The organism is Legionella spiritensis, from assembly GCF_900186965.1.
In the GTDB taxonomy this organism is placed as follows: domain Bacteria; phylum Pseudomonadota; class Gammaproteobacteria; order Legionellales; family Legionellaceae; genus Legionella_C; species Legionella_C spiritensis.
On the sequence record NZ_LT906457.1, the window covers coordinates 1,088,801 to 1,105,181 of the forward strand.

Here is a 16,381-nt window from a genome sequence, read left to right on the forward strand (position 1 = left end):
AATCATATTCATGTGCTAATTAAAAGTCATCAAATCGGTGCAAGATGGGCAAGGATTTATAGCGGGCCTTTTGTTCAAGCACGTTGATCTCTTTTGAATAAAATGGCGTAACCTTTTGATTTTACACGGTAAAATAAAGGACGATTTTCATCGTCACCGCCCATAAATTGCAGTGACGATGTCTATTTTATTACCATGCTCGATATCGAGCATGATAATAAACAGTGAATACGAAATCTTGTAACCCTCATTTTACTTTATGATTTTGTTATGTCATAACTTATTGTTGATAAATATAGAAAAATTAGTGTAGAAGATGTCTTTTTGTTGCGATAGAGGAATTTGAAATGTTAGATGGAATTGGACTCCACTTTAAAATTTTGGTAACAACGATTTTATTAGTTTGGTCTGTGATAAGTTTCGTTCGTGAAAAAATTCCTGCTTATTTGACGGCATTAATTACAATGGCGGCATTGCTTGCATTAGGGGTGATATCTACACGTGAAGTCCTGGCCGTGTTTAGTAACAATGCACCAGTTACCATTGCTGCTATGTTTATTATTGGCGCATCATTACAAATGACAGGTGTTCTGGATTTAATGGTTGATTATATCATTCAGTTCGCGGAAAAAAGTTTTTCGCTTGCAATGATTGTTTTTTTTGCCTTTGTATTAATTGCTTCAGCGTTTATGAATAACACACCCATTGTAATAATTTTAACTCCCGTAGTTATCAAATTGGCCCGTAAATTTAACAAATACCCATCTAAATTCCTTATTCCTTTGTCATATATTGCTATCATGGGTGGGACTTGTACATTGATTGGTACATCAACCAACCTGTTAATCAATGGAATTGTCAATGATACGAATGTACCTGCTTTTAATATCTTTGATATTACATTTCCTGGGTTAATTATGGCCGTGGCTGGCATTATATTCCTATCAACCGCAGGTCGTTATCTGTTGCCGATAAGACCCTTGTTTACGGATGAGGTTTTAGCATCAGGCTATGGGGAAAAACAGTTTTTTGCTTTTGGTATGGTACTTCCAGACTCCCCTTTTATTGAAAAGACCCTAAGTGACGTCATTTCCATACAAGCGCCCTCTGTCTTTGTTATTGATATCATCCGAAATGAAATAAGCTTGTCTGAGGGGTTGAATAAGGATGCTGCCAATTCAAATAAGCACAAAAAAAAATCCTTGAGATTGGATCACCTATTGCGGAATACAAAATTAAAACCTTACGATAGAGTGATGTTTCGAGCCAGTAAAGAGGAATTGTTAGCCATTTCAAAATTGCAGGGAATAACTTTTGGTGAGCACCAGAAATATTTACAATTTAAAGATATTCCAGAATCAATTGTCCTTGAGGGGATTGTCGGTCCAGGTTCCAAATTGATTAATAACATGATTAGCTCATCCTGGATTCAGCGAAGATACCACTGCCACATATGGGCAATACATCGTCGCGGCCAGGTCATTGAGTATGACTTCCAAAAATCCCCTTTGAAATTTGGCGATGTATTATTGATAGAAGGTACACCTTCAGATTTATCCTATTTTTTTGGGCAAGAAGATATTTTAAGTTTCACCCAGTTTCAAAAGAGACCTTTTAGTAAAAAAGGATTTATTTCAATAGCAACCATTATCGGAGTTGTTGCACTTTCAGCATTAAACATAATGCCAATATCGGGTTTGGCGATTATTGGTGCCGTTATTGTTATGGCAACTAATTGTATAACAGCACGAAATGCCTATGAGTCAATTGATTGGCGTATTTTAATGTTAATTTTTGGGATGCTTTCTTTATCTACCGCTTTGGAAAAGACTGGTATAGCGGCTTTTCTGATTCAAAATATTGCAACCTATTCTCAACAGTATGGTCCAGTAGCGATTTTAGCTTCAATTTATTTGATTACGAGCTTTGTGACCGAGTTTATGACCAACAATGCTGCTGCGGTATTAATAACGCCGTTGGTTATCGGTTTGACAATGAAACTTGGACTTAATCCGCACCCATTTATTGTAGCAATTATGTTTGCCGCAAGTGCCAGTTTTGCAACGCCGTTAGGTTATCAAACAAATACCTATGTCTATAATGCTGGTAATTATCGATTCAAAGATTTTTTGAAAGTGGGTATACCACTGAATATCATTAACTTTGTGACAGCTATTATAGTTATCCCAATATTTTGGCCTTTGCAATAAATGAGCATGAAAGAACCTAATACCGTAACAAATCCAACTTTTAACCTATAAATCGATTTGAATTCTTGAGAAACGTATGTTTAATAAATTCAAGGCATTACCGAAATTTTTATTAGTCAAAAGAATTACTGGATCTTGGAGAGCCATAGCCATTTTCTTCATTGGCGCGCTCGATGGCTTCTCGAAGAGATTTCTGACCCAGCAATTTCCTGTAGTGGTTGTGTTTCATAAATAGCTCATCACCATCACATTTTAGCACATCCAAAACAGTCGTAGTGGAAGAATATTTGCTTAATTGTTCATTGGACAGATTACTACCGCCATAACGATTACATAGTTGAACCAGGGTCATATTAAACGGATTTTCCCGCCCTAATCGTGCATGGAAAAACTCTGCCGTCTGTTCGATTACGCCGATCAGTTCATTCTGACGTTGATTCGACGTCATGCTCTTGCCTTCGTTATAAAGACGTTCAAGGAAGGCTAATTGTTTTTTGAATATTGTTTGAAATTCTTCAACCACTTCAAGAGTTGGTTCTATGTACAATGGGTTTACTATAGATTGCCCGCATTCAAGTAACCTAATCTCCCTGATTGCTGAAATAGGTAATACCATGAGCGCATGCTCATGCTCTGGAATTGGTGTGTAAAAGCCAGTACCACTACGTTTTATTGTGGCATCTACGTCAATCAACTGAGCTTGTAACAAACGAGGATTAATAGTAAAAATCGCATTGCGATGCGTACCCCAGGACTGTGACATCTTTAAAACACTTGCTTCACTGGAGGTGGTACCAATTAACCGTGTGCTTCCCTGATGCTGCACCACATCCTTAGGACTTATGAAACCTTGTAGACAGGCAATTCGAAAGCAAAGAAGCTCCAAGAGGTTAAGCTTCAATGCAGGTTGGTTAGATTGTGAATTGATCTCAACACTATCAACTCGATATAAGTCATTTAAGCTTGATGAAGGGATAACACCAGATCCGTAAGGAGGAGATTGTTTTGACTGGTCGGTTGTAAAAAATCTATGTGAATTCTTATCGCTTTTAATACTGAGTTGAATTGAACGGATATTTAACATTATCATTTATCATAATTAAGATTTAAAATAAATTATGCTATATGTTTATTATGAAAACATTAACACCATTGAGTAAAATACGTCATCCCCTGGAAAAAAAGTCAGCATGATAGGAATAGCAATCCCCCTCATTAGGCGACAAATTAAAAAATATTTTTTATAAATATTTTTGAGATTTCAAAATAATACTATGTAAAATTTCCAATTTATTTTTGCATCCCAATTTTTTGCGTATTTTCTCAAAGTGCCTTTCTATTGTTCGGGGTGAAACATCAAGTATTTCAGCGGATTTATTTGTATTAAATCCATGAAATAACAAATATATAATGTCTTTTTCAACGGCAGTAAACGGATAATAACTGATATTAAATGGCAGCGAGGAAAAATCAAATTCATCCGAAGTATTTATTCTTCCTTCAATAGGAGTCCGTCCAAAGACAACATTTGTTCCCCGGTGTTCATCCTCAAAATTTCTTATTTTATCAGCCAGATTTTTTGGTAATAAAATACAATTTTCTTTCCTGTATAAACTATAAAGCCTTTTGTGTATTTTATCAGTCAAGTCAATTATAAATCCCCTGTTATTAATCACGTAGTTAATTATTTCCATGGAATTATTCTTTGAGGCAAATGTAAAAACCTCTTTGTGGCTATTATGATTTTTTATGACATTTACAAATGAGTAATAGCTGTGCTTCTTAGCGACATCGAACAAGCTTTTATGAATATTTACATCTTCTTTTATCATGGATGTATATATCTCATATCTTGTTGAATTTGACTCACTAAAAGGCATGATTAAAAAGAGTTCGTTTTCTAGAAAATCCCGGAAAAAATCTCGATCGGATTCCAGTTGGAAGTAATAGCCATCGTTATCAAATATATAATATCCAAAGTGATCGATGGGCGTATTTTTTATCATATGTTCAAATGATTCTTTTAAAGCATTTGAATGTATTAACATATGGGAAAAATTATTCATTTTCAGACAATTCAATGACCCTGTGTTAAATTATAGCTCTGTACGGTGCAAAAATCATAGAACCCCACAGGAGTAAGTGTTCAAGAATTAGCCAATTGGACTCGACATAATTTCTCTAATATTCAAAGATGCTTTAGGAGGTAAAGATGACACAGTTATTTAAACACTACCATTATTGAATCATTTCTATTGATTCAACTGTAAATAAGTTGTTAGCTCTATGCCATAATTTTCTAATAACTCGATTTGAAGAGTTTTTTGTACTAATACATCCGTTACAAATTGTCTTAGCATTTTTGAGTTTTTTACACCAAATCTTAAATTCAGAATACTTATCTTTTCTTCTGTAACGCTTTCATTGAGATACTCTATCAACTCATCTGTATTACAATATATATTTGTAATCTCATCAAAAACGCCATATTTTATATTGTAAAGATGTTCTTGTTGGTTTTCTGTCAATTGTTCAAGGGCTACCTCCAAGACTTGTCTCATGGAAAACGTTGGTAAAGAGGCACGAAGAGATTCTTGTGCCGCTCTTAATAGCTCAATGGTCTCGGTATATTTTGCTCTATTAGAATTTAAAAAAAATGCTTTTTTCTTCTTTTTTTCATAAATTGTTATGATGGTTTCTAGTTCTCTATCAACCTGATAACGTATGCCATTTTTTAAAACATTAATTTGTTGTTCTTTACACTGGCTTTGAATAGGATCATACCAACTGGCAACCTGCTCTTGAGGGACATTAAAGAAACCTTCAGGTACTGCCAAATCACTTTCAGCAACATAATCTTCTGCATAATCCTCCAGATAATTGCACCGCATCGTTAAACGACTGGCTATTTGCTCAATGACACCGGGGCCAGATGTATGCATCGTTGAATACTTACGGTAATCAATGCCCTGCTGGATTTCGATAGAAGCGTATTTAAGGTTCCTATGAGCTTGCAATCGCTTCGGATCTGCAAATAAAATTCTATAATTTTCTCTTATTTTCTCCAGATACAAATCACCAAATTTACTTTTAGGCATAGCCATTAAAATATCATTATTGACTGCGCCGAAATTATACTGATGAAACTTAAAACCATGTGTCAGTTCTATATCTTGGAGGGGCCAATTAGGACCGATATCTTCAGCATCAATGTAGAGACCTCCATCGCGTTTTAACACATGAATCCTTAATATATCCGATGCTGCGGCAAGATTTTTATCTTCACCTACTATTTCACTTTCGTAGTAACTAATCATCTCGTAATCCATAAAAGATGTTAGCGGCTCATTGGTAAACGTTTCTTCGTCATACATGATATTGTCAGAAGGAGCGTAATTGACATCATGAATCACCAATCCGTATCCCTGAGCCCAAGGCAATATTTCGCTATAAAAAATATCTAAATCATCTTCGGTGTAGGTGCTGGTATCTATCCACAAATTAATATTATATTCGCCCCCATATGCTAAACCATTCGTGTGAGCCCAATTTTCTAAATTTTCTTTTCCAGCAGTACGGAGATTAGATCCTAACCAGATGGCATGAATTTCTTTTAACATTAGTGGCATAACAACATGACCTCAAATAATTGTTACCAGTTTTTTCTATTGCCGCATTATATTTCTTGGCAAAATTTAATCAATATGAATTAATTTTATTATACAAATGGCGTGTTAAGAAATTTTTAGAGAGTGTGGGTAAACTACGACAATAGCGCTTTAGCTAGGTATGACTTGTATTATAAATAGATAATTTGGTCATTTAGTAAAAGTATTGAAGCTGTTTTACACATCCTTGATGGTCTATATTTATACATATGTCTTGCGTTCCAGAGATAATTCTATGTATAACGGCTCAATTGTTCATTTGGATAAATTAGATCTTTTGGCTACTCAAATGCCATATATCTTTATAAATCAATTAGGTCATTATGGCCGTGAAAACCATGCCAATAATATATTGGATTATATCCCTGAAGATAGCCAGGACCATTTTGTAAATCTCATGGTAGGTGATACGGAAGAATTTCAACATCAAAACTATGAGAACTTTAAAAAATACAAGGGGACTGATTTTGCCAGGAGCAATGAAGGGTTAAGTATGGTTAATTCGATAGATAGTCCAGAATTGCTCCCTGATGATTATTTCAGAAAACAATTAATTTTTCTGATTTATTCGCGTATACAGAATGGTGAGATAGAAGTCCTTGATGATATCGGTATCAGGGAAATAAACCCTGGAAAAGCAACAATTTCATTGTCAAAATTACTGGGAAAAGAAGGCGTAGAACTTTATAAATATGCCTTGCAGGAAGAAGTGAACAGTCGTGAATATAGATTGGCTGTAGCGAATGAAGCGATTAGTCATATCGAAGGAAATAAAACATTGCAACGACCTATCATTTATGTAGCTGGTCCTTCGGGGTGTGGCAAATCGTATAGCAGTAAATTTTTAAGTCAATACGCCTGTGAAATGCTTGAAAAAGATCCACATAACAATGCTGGTAATACCCTTATTTCTATAGATGGAGGAATTGGGCGAGATGTTTCTCAAATGCGACGACTCATGATTTTGTTATCCAATGTTTGTGGTTATACGGGTGTCCATAATCTCTATGAGCATAGCAATGGTATTATTGCACCGATAAAAAATCATTTGCTGGAAGTAGCTATCAATTCCCCAAATCTGGGAATTATTATTCCAGAAACTTTTTCTAAACTGGTGATACCCGGTAAAATTTCAGGGACTATGAACGAGTTACACGGTTTGGAGAATTCAACATTAATTTTTACCAGAATAAAATCAGAACACTACCCCAGAATGAAGAAGACTGTGAAGGATATGGGGGATTCTCGCTCATGGAAGAGTGAGGGGCATTATGATATGTTCGATTATGATTTAAATAGGGTATCACTCAAAGAATCAAAAAAATATAATGCCGAATATTTTGAAAATGGGAGAAAAGGTTCCTTTAAAGCCCAGCAGCAGTACTTGTCCATGAGGAACAGTCCCCGATTATTAATCGAATGTATTTATGATTTACAGTACCTTAAGCCCGAAGGTGATGATTGGGTTCCAGCAAGGTATTTTGAGGAAGATGCAAGGCCATTTTCCATGCGTGTTTATGATGATTGGCTTGATAGTGATAGGGCAATCAGCCTTCCTGAATTCGCACAAAATCACCCTGAACCGGAAATGCGTTTTTCTGAGGAGGCTACCAATGCGTTAAATGAATATAGTCCTAATGCGCAGGGGCCTCCTGTCCTATGATGGTGTATTCCGAGTTTTCAGCAGACCTGTCTTAGTCACGCAGATTTGCCGAAAGTTCAGCTTTTTTACAAAACGATGGTTCTGTTCCACAATATGTCATCTTGCTTAAAATGCTTCCACTTGAAACTAATTATCTGACAGAATCCTGAAATTCACCAAATCTACCAGATCACGAAATTTTCTGCGACAAGCCTTGATAATTGCTTATGACTTACCTGGTATTCAAATTGGCATATTTGAAATCAGGAGGGAGATTTATCAATGAATATTGATGATAGGAAGACATGCCTTTTGGTTGAAATAGGAAAATCAAGGCTATTCGTAATATGCCCATAAAACTGTTCAAATCAATATATCCATAAGTAATATCGCCCATTGTTTCTTCTGCTCGGAAATCACACTCTGGTGTGTTGACTTCAACTGGAGGAGTTGCCCATACGATTTACAATTCACGACTTAAGAAGACTCTTTGCCATCACGGCTGAAAATCTGGATTTATCGGCCTACGTTTTAAAACGATTGTTGAATCACAAAATGACCAATGATGTGACGGCAGGGTATATCATGAGAGATGTGGAGCGGTTAAGGATTCCTATACAGCGGATTACAGATCTTCTCATTAAACAGATGGCTTCCAGTTTAGAAGTTGCAGGATGAAGAGGCATATTCTTAGTAAAAAATTCTCCCATACTCTATAAATCAAAAGGAGATTTAGTATGTCAAACCAAAATGGGGGGATTACCTGCCTTACTGATGTTTATAAAAAATATTCGATGATTTGCGTTAATTTCCCTTGAATTGGTATGGGAAATTTCGTCGTTCTTAAGAAGCCTATGTGATACAAACCATACAAATCTTCTATGCACACAAATTATATAGATTCTTCAAAAAGCTGATCGGCTCCAATTAATGGAATAATCCGATACAGTACTTCATCCATGACAGGATGCTCCGCTTCTGTAATAAATTTTGCTTTTCTATCTTTCCAGGATAAGGTTTGTATTAAGCTGGCTGCAACGACGGAAGGTTGATCCAGATTATTGACTGGAACTTCCGTATTTCCACCACGGATGCTGGTGCTAATCGGGCAGCAAATGACTAATCCTGTTGCTCCATTGTATTCTTTTGAAGATAAAACCAAAGTAGGACGGTATTTTCTTATTTCTTTGCCTTTTGTTGGTTCAAAATCAAGCCATATAATATGATTTCGCTCTGGTATATAGGATTTTGCCATTACCGTTCAACCTCATTCGATAAAGGTGACGCTAATAAATCAGCATGAGCTTTTTCAGGTGATAATCCTTTTAAAAGATCGGCTTCATTAAAAGGAAATCGCTTTTTTCTTATGGACTTTGTCACCGTAAAACCAGCCTCAGTAATTTCTATATCCACTTCTGTTCCTTCTTTAAACTGAGGAATTTCTCGCATCGAACCGCCTATACGTAACGCTAAACCGTTACCCCATTTTTGTATTTTTGCATGTGTTTTCATAGAATCACTCAGATGTATCAACAATGTATATATTAAGTATATACGATGTATCAATATTTATGCAAATTAAAGCTCATTCGGTAATCAGATTGTTATTTAAGTAATTTCTTATCTCACTCATTGTCTATTTTATTAATGTATGAGAATGTTCTGTTAGATTATATATAAATTACCAGGGACATATAAATTGAATTGTTACTCTTCGTGTTATTCGCATTGATCCCAGTCATTTTTTCTGATTTCACCAGTTTGATAAAATTGTCGAACAAATTTGATATACTCTTTAAAATCCGTGTTTTCTTCAAGAATTCGATTTACATTATCCCAGTCAATTTGTGGTCTTTCTCTTGCTGGAATTTGAATTTGGCTCTCTGCAGGATTTTCAGTGTTAAGCTTAATAAATCCTATACCATGTAGACTAGATAAAATCCTTAGCTCATGTGCTGCCTTATCATCTAGCACATTTGCAACCAGATATCCAAAATTTGCCCAGGATGAGTTGCTTATCGTTTGAAAAAATACCTCTCTTAGGTTTGAGAGATTAACTTTAATTTTTACCTCAAATGACCAAAGCTTAGTCTTTTTATCATAATAATGCTGTACACAATCTTTAACCTCATGATTCCAATGACGACTCAAATCCTCAAGGCCAACTATATCTGGATGCAGCCATTTGTTTCCACCTTGACCATACCGGTTGCTTGATTTTTTCTCATCTATTCTTTTGCTATAAATATTTAACTCAGACCATAAAAATTCTGAAAGTATGGGATATAAATCATGTTCTCTTGGTTTTTGATTGACTTGAGCTGATGAATTATCCACATCCTCTTCAATAATTTGAATCTCATCGCTATCCGATAATTCAGTATAGTAATATTCTCTGGGGCGGTCTGCTGTTGTTTTAATATTGTCCAGTTCTAAGCGAGTGTTTTTCGCCGTAATCTCTCTAACAAGCTGGTTTATTAAAGCATCATTCGTGTCTAATGGAATAACAGTCGCCTTTGATCGTTGTTGTTTTTTCTTACACTCTTCAGGATAATTAGCAAAAATCCACTCAGCAATTTCTTTCGCTGTAAATTTTTGCCCTTGGTTTGACTTAAGAAAATCTATTGTTATTTTTGTTAAATTGAGCGCCATATCGACAATTCCTTTTATAATAATTTAATCATAGCATCTCATTTAAATTTGAATTATAAGCAAATTGCATTTGGACAGTGGATGGCGATGTCATATAGTGAACAGGTGGAGTATCCATTATCATTTGAAACTCCTCATACGGCATGTCATTAAGATCGTCAGCAGTCACATTTTCCAAAGATTTATACGCTAAAATTTCTGACGGTTGTTCAGAGGATTCTGCAGTGAATCGTTCATCATTAAAATAAGGAAAAAAATTAAACAAATTCCTTGGCAACCATACACGCCCAGGCATTGTATCTAATCCTTGACTGTAAAAAGCCCACAAGGCATAGGTGTCGCAACGCCAGGTTCCACATTCAAGGACTTGGCCTGTAGTAGGAATTCCAGCACCAATATGATAGTTAGTATCGTTAGTGTACTTAGGGCACCACCAACGCTGCTGATTAGCTTCGACGAGGATATTATAGCCAATCACACCTCTGTCAGCGACTCCGTATTTACTTCCCCAATATTTTGAGCGAGATTTAAAGTTACTGATAGTGTTAATTTGACCCACCGGATTTTCATTAAGTACTTCTATCACTTGATCTGCGTTGTTTCCCATGCCATCAGGAGACATCATATAAGTGGTAGAAATACCGACGTGTCCCGCCCAGCCAAATCCTGGAATAAGCAAATCTCTTCCCATAATTTCAGCGGGATAAATCTTCTTGGCATAGGTTGGTGAACAGGTAAGCGTTGCGACAGTTAAAGTGATACCTAATACGGTCAGGCTTTATTTTTCATTATCTAAATTCCTTCTATACATCCATTGTTACATTACTAAGTTAATTTATTTCAGTGTAATCAGAAGCATTGCTGTTTATTGTTATTTGTTATTCTGAATTGCCTTATAAATGTCCCACAACTCATTGTGGTTAATTTTCAAACCAATCTTCAGATGTTAAAGCAAACCGAAAATGATCTTGCCAGATATTATTGATCTTTAAATATCTGGGAGAAAAACCTTCTCTACGAAAGCCGTTCCGGGTGACCAGATGGATGGATGATGAATTTGTTGGTTGGATGTTTGCTTCAATTCTATGCAGATTCAGTTCATTAAATATTTTATCCAATAGCATTTTCAAACCTTTGCTCATGAGCCCTGTACCGGCATAATCAACGGTTGCATAAAACCCTAGATAAGCACTCTGAAACACGCCTCGTACTATTTCACTGACATTAAAAATTCCAGCGATTCTATCATCGGAAGTCATAAGAAGATAGGATTCGTTGTTTTCTGTCTGGCTTTTCTTCAATAGAATTTGAAAATCTTCTGAAGTACAAGAAACGGTCACGTAAGGGTAATGAAAATCCTTACTCTTTTTCATTGCTGAAATAAATTGGTTTTCATCTTCTGGTTCAAGGTTTTTTAAGTAAAGCATTTCTGACACTTATGTTGAAAAATTTGAGTTGCTATTTTACCATTGATACCGAGTTTATCTATCCGCAATAAATTTTATGAAACAGATTAAATTTCATTTTAAGAAAAAATCATTTTCATGTGGTCCTTGTGCTCTTCGCATGATACTGGAAACATTAATCGTATTTCTCGAACGTGTCACTTAGAAATTTTCTAAGTGCGCAATATACATTGCTTTGCAATCCTCTTAATTTGAACTATTTTGTTGCTCTAAAAAGGTAAAGTGATGGTTGTCTTATAGTTTCATTTACGACTGATTAAATTGACTTTGCAGTGAACGTGGGAATTTGTAATTTTGTTCAAACGCATTGAGCGCCTTTGAACAACTGCCGTTGTAGGATGCCAATGAGTTTTGGCCCTATGTGTGCCGCACAGGGAATTGGGCTTACTTGGATACAAAAATAAGAAATTTGCAGGTCTCCTGCTGTAAAAGGGATTTAAATCACCCTCATTGACTAAAATTTAGTCTAATGTTACCCTTGCTGAAATTTGTCGGTTACTTTTCCATAAACAGTGAGACTGGCATTTTGACGCAGGTTGTTCTCAAGTCATTAAAATGGCTACAGGATTGGCTAATCGCTTTATCAGAGAGCTCCTGAAGTACATTGAACTATGCTCTTGATGGGCGCTCTTTTAAGGAAACAAACGATGTCCAATCTCCATGAACGAGTCAAAAAAATCATAGAAGAAACGAGAGGTGCTTTGCTGGCCAGTGAAATTATGACGCTTACAGAAGAATGCCCGGAACATCAGAAAAAACTACTACTCCAGGCCTTTGTGGATGATCACGGCTTCGAGAAGATCATAAAAGACTCAGACTTTAAGTGGCTGGTTTATGAAATTAAAACGCTTGTAGAGGCATTTCCAGAGCATCAGAATGACCTGATCCAGGCATTTCTGGATGAGCAAGAAGGCTTAAAGAAAATCATAAAAGAAGCAGATGGTAAGGGGGAGCTGGCTTACAAAATGAAAACACTTGCCGAGGCGTTTCCTGAATCTCGTGAAAAGCTATTCCAGTTCTTTGTGAATGAGCAAGGCTTAAAGAAAATCATACAAGATGAAGACGGTTCTTATTGGCTGAGTCAAAGAGTGAAAACGCTTGCTGAGGCGTTTCCAGAATCTCGTGAAAAACTCTTAAAGGCCTTTCTGGATGGAGAAGGTTTGGAGAAAATTAAAAAAGCAGCACACGGTGTTGAGCAGCCTCTGGCTTGGGAAATGAATAGGCTTGCCGAGGTGTTTCCGAAACATCAACCATCTTTTCAATTACCCTTTGATGAAATTAAGCCTGCAATCCTGAATACTATCATGAAGGACGATATTAAAGAAAAGAGTAAAGCTATTAAGAGTTCGCATAATGCGAATACTTTTTTTGTAACATTTCCTCGAGAACTATGTAAGGATGTGGTGAAATTCACCTGTAGTCCCAATCCGGAAATAGTGACAGAAGGTGACATTGAACAATCATTTGCAACAGGATTTGATAAAGAACTGTCATTTGAACAGCAAAAAAACGTCGGTTTACCAAGCTGTTGATTCAGTGACGACCAGTTAACCTTGCTGCCGCGTAAGCGGAGCAGAGTTAACCGACGCCAGCAAAAGAACAATCAGCAGTCATTGAAAAATCCCGAAATGACATAGCAACAGGGGTAATCATCAAATTGACTTGAGGGGAGCCAGGTCATTTGTCATTGGGGGGTATTGATCTCCCCTTTTGGGTTTCGCAGGCTTGGTGGCGTAAAAAATCACAGATCTAAAGAGGCTTAAGAAGCTGAAAAATCGCAGTCGCGATAAAGCAGAATATCTCTGTCTTTAGGCACGCACGTTTGCCGAAAGTTCAGCACCAATGCAATGATTTGCTCAAGCTCATCTTGTGATTTTTCAATGACCTTTGGTAAGTCTTTGGCTGGTGTCATTTAGTAACTATGCTCTACCCGGGGGCAGCAAGGTTAACTAGCAGTCGCAATAAAATCAATAGGTTAATTGGGGAAAATAATCATCTACTCTTGTTTGCTGCAAAGTCATCAATGTTTAGTTGATCTTTAAACTGAGGACTATACTCGTTTCTGATAATTTTTTGCTCTTAATTATTGTTATTCACTTTCACCTCTGGTTAATATTTTATCTTCTTAACAGGATTTCCAATCAATCAGAGCAGGATCAATAAATTTATAAAGAAAGGGAATTGATTGTATCATTGGACTGTTTGCAGTCCGAACAATATGTACTATCACATGGAAAAAAACTAAAATCCCCAGAAAGTATACAATTAGAATTTAATTATTCAAATAGCAAGCGTGCTGCATTACCATAAGCAATTTTATATTTATCGTCATCATTTAAGGGAATGGATTCAAACCAATCACTAGCTTGCTTGCTATCTTCATAAGGGTAATCAACTGAAAAGAGTATTTTGTCAATGCCCATGACAGCAAGCGCATGTTGTAATGCTGGGGTGTGAAAAAAGCCACTGGTGGTGATGTAAAAATTTGAAGTTAAATAGTCAGTGATCAGTCTTTGGCACGGTAAATCTTTGAACCATCCTTCAAGTTTAATCCGATGATCCATTCGCCATGCCCAAAATGGCAACATTTCACCCATATGACCAATGATAACGGTGAGATTTGGAAAGCGATCAAATACACCTGAAAGCATCATGCGAGCACAATGCTCTGCCGTTTCAATATGAAAGCCCCAAGCGGCTCCTTTCATGGCATCATAGGGACTATAGGTTGTTTCACGATCATCCGGAACGCCTCTTGGATGGATATAAAGTGGGAAACGATGTTTCTCTAAAGCTGCCCAAAATGGGTCAAATTCTTTGCTATCTAAATATTTTGGTGCCATATCACCACTGTTATCAAAGCCGTTGATCATACAACCCACGAATTCATCCTGCTTAACAACACGCTCAATTTCATCAGCTGCCATCTGACCTGTAATGGTTGGCACGCAGGCTAATGCTTTAAATCGATCTGGGTATTGTTGAACCGCACCAGAAAGATAATCATTCCAATTACCAGCTATTTCAGGCACACTTTCATTAGTTACAAGTCCTTGCAGACCAGGTGTAGTTACTGATAAAACGGATACAGCAATTTCATTTGCATCCATATCTGCAATCCTCGCTTCACCAATTTCCAGCAGTCCATCTAGATTGTCTTTAAATTCAGGATGGTTCATATGATCAGGCACCATTTCAATCGTTCCAGGCTGGATCATAGCTTCCTCAAGTGCGATTTTTTTCATTATAGCCGTCCCTGTTTTCATAGATACACTAAAGTATAGAGTAGGTTTCTAGCATGATAGCGCCGAAAAATAAAAATACCAAATAATCCATTGATTTTATTTGATAATTAGTTAACCTTCACACCCATTTGTTATGCTTTAAAACGGTTGATACAGTACCATTCACCATTTTTATAGAAGGAATTTCTATTCCATTGTTTTGTCAAACAAGTTTTTATATATTGGTGAACACACGGACAATGCGTGGAAAAATCCCCGATGAATTATGAGTATAAATGAAAGAATTATTGTGATTACACTCCTTCAAAAATTTGCTACCTGAGCCTAGATTCTCAAGATACATTCTATGTTGGCATACTTAAAGTGATCCTCTCCCGAAAACCGATCCGGCATTAATTAGAAAAACTGGCACCTATTAGTTTTCCCCCAAATTAGTACCACTTCTTCGATGAGATTCGTCAGGCAAGCAAAATAATCTCTACCATTAAGCGACTCTGATGAACAATCGTTTTAATGGATTTTCTTCTTCAAAATTGACTTTGATTGTTTGACCTTGATTGAAAAAGCCAATTTTGATTTGCGCATTAACGAAGCTCTTGATTCTATCTGTTTTAGTGAGATCATGACTTTTTTTCTCTAATCTAAAAATATCAGTAATATCATCTATTAAAAATTTTAAATACAAATTATTATCAACAATCTTATATTGACTCATACGTGATTGAAAATAAGTTATCATATCTTTCGCATCAATTCCAAATTGTCTTGATAAAATGCCCATTTTATAAAGCTTGAACAAGGCCTCAATTTCAAATATATAGGCATTTGCCTCGGTATTGGGAATTTTGGCATAGACATTAAACGCATGACCCGCTTCGTGAACGAGAACCCCTATAATATCAATGTTATTTTTTTTAGGTTCAAGCAAATAAGTATGGTCGATTGCTATTGTAATATTAGGTATCCAATCCTCATGAAATTTTTTTAATTTCTTATAGGTAACTTCTGTTACAAAAATTGCTGGGTTGCTATTCACTCCAAGAAAGGTATGTCGTTCGGGAAGGTTTATTCTAAGTTCTGGAATAATCGCATGATGACCATTATTCAATCCTTCAAATCCAAGAATTTGGCAATAAAGCAGTATTCTTTTCATTTCTTCATACGTCATAACCCCTCCTATAGCACGTTCAAATTAATGGCGCAAAATTGACACTCTCTTTATTTAAGATTCAAATTATTCATATAGATAACATTTAGATTATTTTATTGTCAATAGTGGTTGGCCAAAAAAAAACGGGGGTGCATCAAAACTGTTGAATCAGGCATTCAACGTCGTGCTTATGGGTTTAGAAATTTTGAAAATTACAGGTTAAGGGTTAAGGTTTTGTGTGCTTGATTTATGCCCCCGGATTTGGGGAAGAGCCATAATCTATTTCCTAATATGGTATAGATTTTTATTTTTTAAATGTCTACATTGCGTCTACATGAATATTTTATT

Annotated in this window: 14 protein-coding genes and 1 pseudogene; 4 read left to right on the forward strand and 11 right to left on the reverse strand. The window is 36.1% G+C overall.

The window, feature by feature from the left end:
* Positions 1 to 347 precede the first annotated feature (347 nt).
* The gene (locus CKW05_RS05010; RefSeq protein ID WP_058483901.1) at positions 348 to 2,210 is read left to right on the forward strand and encodes an SLC13 family permease; all 1,863 of its coding nucleotides are present in this window, start codon (positions 348 to 350) and stop codon (positions 2,208 to 2,210) included.
* Between the two features lie 112 nt (positions 2,211 to 2,322).
* On the opposite strand, the gene CKW05_RS05015 is transcribed toward CKW05_RS05010, so the two are convergent.
* The 3 genes from CKW05_RS05015 to CKW05_RS05025 all read right to left on the reverse strand — a co-directional run bounded on the left by CKW05_RS05015 (position 2,323) and on the right by CKW05_RS05025 (position 5,839).
* Entirely contained in the window at positions 2,323 to 3,294 is a 972-nt protein-coding gene (locus tag CKW05_RS05015) for a hypothetical protein (RefSeq protein WP_058483900.1), read from the reverse strand.
* Positions 3,295 to 3,451: 157 nt separating this feature from the next.
* Complete coding sequence (locus CKW05_RS05020) at positions 3,452 to 4,276, reverse strand: helix-turn-helix transcriptional regulator (RefSeq protein WP_058483899.1); 825 nt, start codon at positions 4,274 to 4,276, stop codon at positions 3,452 to 3,454.
* A gap of 186 nt (positions 4,277 to 4,462) precedes the next feature.
* Positions 4,463 to 5,839 carry a TcdA/TcdB catalytic glycosyltransferase domain-containing protein gene (locus tag CKW05_RS05025; RefSeq protein ID WP_082642799.1) on the reverse strand — a complete coding sequence of 459 codons (1,377 nt, stop codon included), beginning with the start codon at positions 5,837 to 5,839 and terminating at the stop codon, positions 4,463 to 4,465.
* A gap of 274 nt (positions 5,840 to 6,113) precedes the next feature.
* On the opposite strand from CKW05_RS05025, the gene CKW05_RS05030 reads away from it, so the two are divergent.
* Positions 6,114 to 7,541 (forward strand): hypothetical protein, encoded by a 1,428-nt coding sequence (locus tag CKW05_RS05030; protein ID WP_058483897.1) that lies wholly within the window; start codon positions 6,114 to 6,116, stop codon positions 7,539 to 7,541.
* A 441-nt stretch (positions 7,542 to 7,982) separates the two neighbouring features.
* Positions 7,983 to 8,198: pseudogene (locus CKW05_RS15545) on the forward strand (integrase); the annotation flags it as partial.
* A gap of 214 nt (positions 8,199 to 8,412) precedes the next feature.
* Here CKW05_RS15545 and CKW05_RS05040 read toward each other — a convergent pair.
* The 5 genes from CKW05_RS05040 to CKW05_RS05060 form a co-directional block, all read right to left on the reverse strand.
* Positions 8,413 to 8,775: a type II toxin-antitoxin system PemK/MazF family toxin gene (locus tag CKW05_RS05040; RefSeq protein ID WP_058483895.1), complete on the reverse strand. Its 363-nt coding sequence runs from the start codon at positions 8,773 to 8,775 to the stop codon at positions 8,413 to 8,415.
* The gene (locus CKW05_RS05045; RefSeq protein WP_058483894.1) at positions 8,775 to 9,032 is read right to left on the reverse strand and encodes an AbrB/MazE/SpoVT family DNA-binding domain-containing protein; all 258 of its coding nucleotides are present in this window, start codon (positions 9,030 to 9,032) and stop codon (positions 8,775 to 8,777) included. Before CKW05_RS05045 ends, CKW05_RS05040 begins: the two co-directional genes overlap by 1 nt.
* Positions 9,033 to 9,239: 207 nt before the next feature.
* Complete coding sequence (locus tag CKW05_RS05050; RefSeq protein ID WP_058483893.1) at positions 9,240 to 10,172, reverse strand: COG2958 family protein; 933 nt, start codon at positions 10,170 to 10,172, stop codon at positions 9,240 to 9,242.
* A gap of 28 nt (positions 10,173 to 10,200) precedes the next feature.
* Positions 10,201 to 10,863 carry a hypothetical protein gene (locus CKW05_RS05055; protein WP_058483892.1) on the reverse strand — a complete coding sequence of 221 codons (663 nt, stop codon included), beginning with the start codon at positions 10,861 to 10,863 and terminating at the stop codon, positions 10,201 to 10,203.
* Positions 10,864 to 11,092: 229 nt separating this feature from the next.
* Entirely contained in the window at positions 11,093 to 11,599 is a 507-nt protein-coding gene (locus CKW05_RS05060; RefSeq protein ID WP_058483891.1) for a GNAT family N-acetyltransferase, read from the reverse strand.
* Positions 11,600 to 12,285: 686 nt separating this feature from the next.
* Between CKW05_RS05060 and CKW05_RS05065 the strand changes: the two genes are divergently transcribed.
* Complete coding sequence (locus CKW05_RS05065) at positions 12,286 to 13,170, forward strand: hypothetical protein (protein ID WP_058483890.1); 885 nt, start codon at positions 12,286 to 12,288, stop codon at positions 13,168 to 13,170.
* 227 nt (positions 13,171 to 13,397) lie between these two features.
* On the opposite strand, the gene CKW05_RS15435 is transcribed toward CKW05_RS05065, so the two are convergent.
* The 3 genes from CKW05_RS15435 to CKW05_RS05075 form a co-directional block, all read right to left on the reverse strand.
* Positions 13,398 to 13,550 carry a hypothetical protein gene (locus CKW05_RS15435; RefSeq protein ID WP_165481202.1) on the reverse strand — a complete coding sequence of 51 codons (153 nt, stop codon included), beginning with the start codon at positions 13,548 to 13,550 and terminating at the stop codon, positions 13,398 to 13,400.
* 364 nt (positions 13,551 to 13,914) lie between these two features.
* On the reverse strand, positions 13,915 to 14,883 hold the full coding sequence (locus CKW05_RS05070; RefSeq protein ID WP_058483889.1) for an amidohydrolase family protein: 969 nt from the start codon (positions 14,881 to 14,883) through the stop codon (positions 13,915 to 13,917).
* A 484-nt stretch (positions 14,884 to 15,367) separates the two neighbouring features.
* Entirely contained in the window at positions 15,368 to 16,051 is a 684-nt protein-coding gene (locus CKW05_RS05075) for a hypothetical protein (RefSeq protein ID WP_058483888.1), read from the reverse strand.
* Positions 16,052 to 16,381 lie beyond the last annotated feature (330 nt).

What these genes read in the sequence shown, in the direction of transcription:
- CKW05_RS05010 (WP_058483901.1), top strand. Translation starts at nt 348, where the DNA reads ATGTTAGATGGAATTGGACTCCACTTTAAAATTTTGGTAACAACGATT.
- CKW05_RS05015 (WP_058483900.1), bottom strand. Translation starts at nt 3,294, where the DNA reads ATGTTAAATATCCGTTCAATTCAACTCAGTATTAAAAGCGATAAGAAT.
- CKW05_RS05020 (WP_058483899.1), bottom strand. Translation starts at nt 4,276, where the DNA reads ATGAATAATTTTTCCCATATGTTAATACATTCAAATGCTTTAAAAGAA.
- CKW05_RS05025 (WP_082642799.1), bottom strand. Translation starts at nt 5,839, where the DNA reads ATGCCACTAATGTTAAAAGAAATTCATGCCATCTGGTTAGGATCTAAT.
- CKW05_RS05030 (WP_058483897.1), top strand. Translation starts at nt 6,114, where the DNA reads ATGTATAACGGCTCAATTGTTCATTTGGATAAATTAGATCTTTTGGCT.
- CKW05_RS05040 (WP_058483895.1), bottom strand. Translation starts at nt 8,775, where the DNA reads ATGGCAAAATCCTATATACCAGAGCGAAATCATATTATATGGCTTGAT.
- CKW05_RS05045 (WP_058483894.1), bottom strand. Translation starts at nt 9,032, where the DNA reads ATGAAAACACATGCAAAAATACAAAAATGGGGTAACGGTTTAGCGTTA.
- CKW05_RS05050 (WP_058483893.1), bottom strand. Translation starts at nt 10,172, where the DNA reads ATGGCGCTCAATTTAACAAAAATAACAATAGATTTTCTTAAGTCAAAC.
- CKW05_RS05055 (WP_058483892.1), bottom strand. Translation starts at nt 10,863, where the DNA reads ATGGGAAGAGATTTGCTTATTCCAGGATTTGGCTGGGCGGGACACGTC.
- CKW05_RS05060 (WP_058483891.1), bottom strand. Translation starts at nt 11,599, where the DNA reads ATGCTTTACTTAAAAAACCTTGAACCAGAAGATGAAAACCAATTTATT.
- CKW05_RS05065 (WP_058483890.1), top strand. Translation starts at nt 12,286, where the DNA reads ATGTCCAATCTCCATGAACGAGTCAAAAAAATCATAGAAGAAACGAGA.
- CKW05_RS15435 (WP_165481202.1), bottom strand. Translation starts at nt 13,550, where the DNA reads ATGACACCAGCCAAAGACTTACCAAAGGTCATTGAAAAATCACAAGAT.
- CKW05_RS05070 (WP_058483889.1), bottom strand. Translation starts at nt 14,883, where the DNA reads ATGAAAAAAATCGCACTTGAGGAAGCTATGATCCAGCCTGGAACGATT.
- CKW05_RS05075 (WP_058483888.1), bottom strand. Translation starts at nt 16,051, where the DNA reads ATGACGTATGAAGAAATGAAAAGAATACTGCTTTATTGCCAAATTCTT.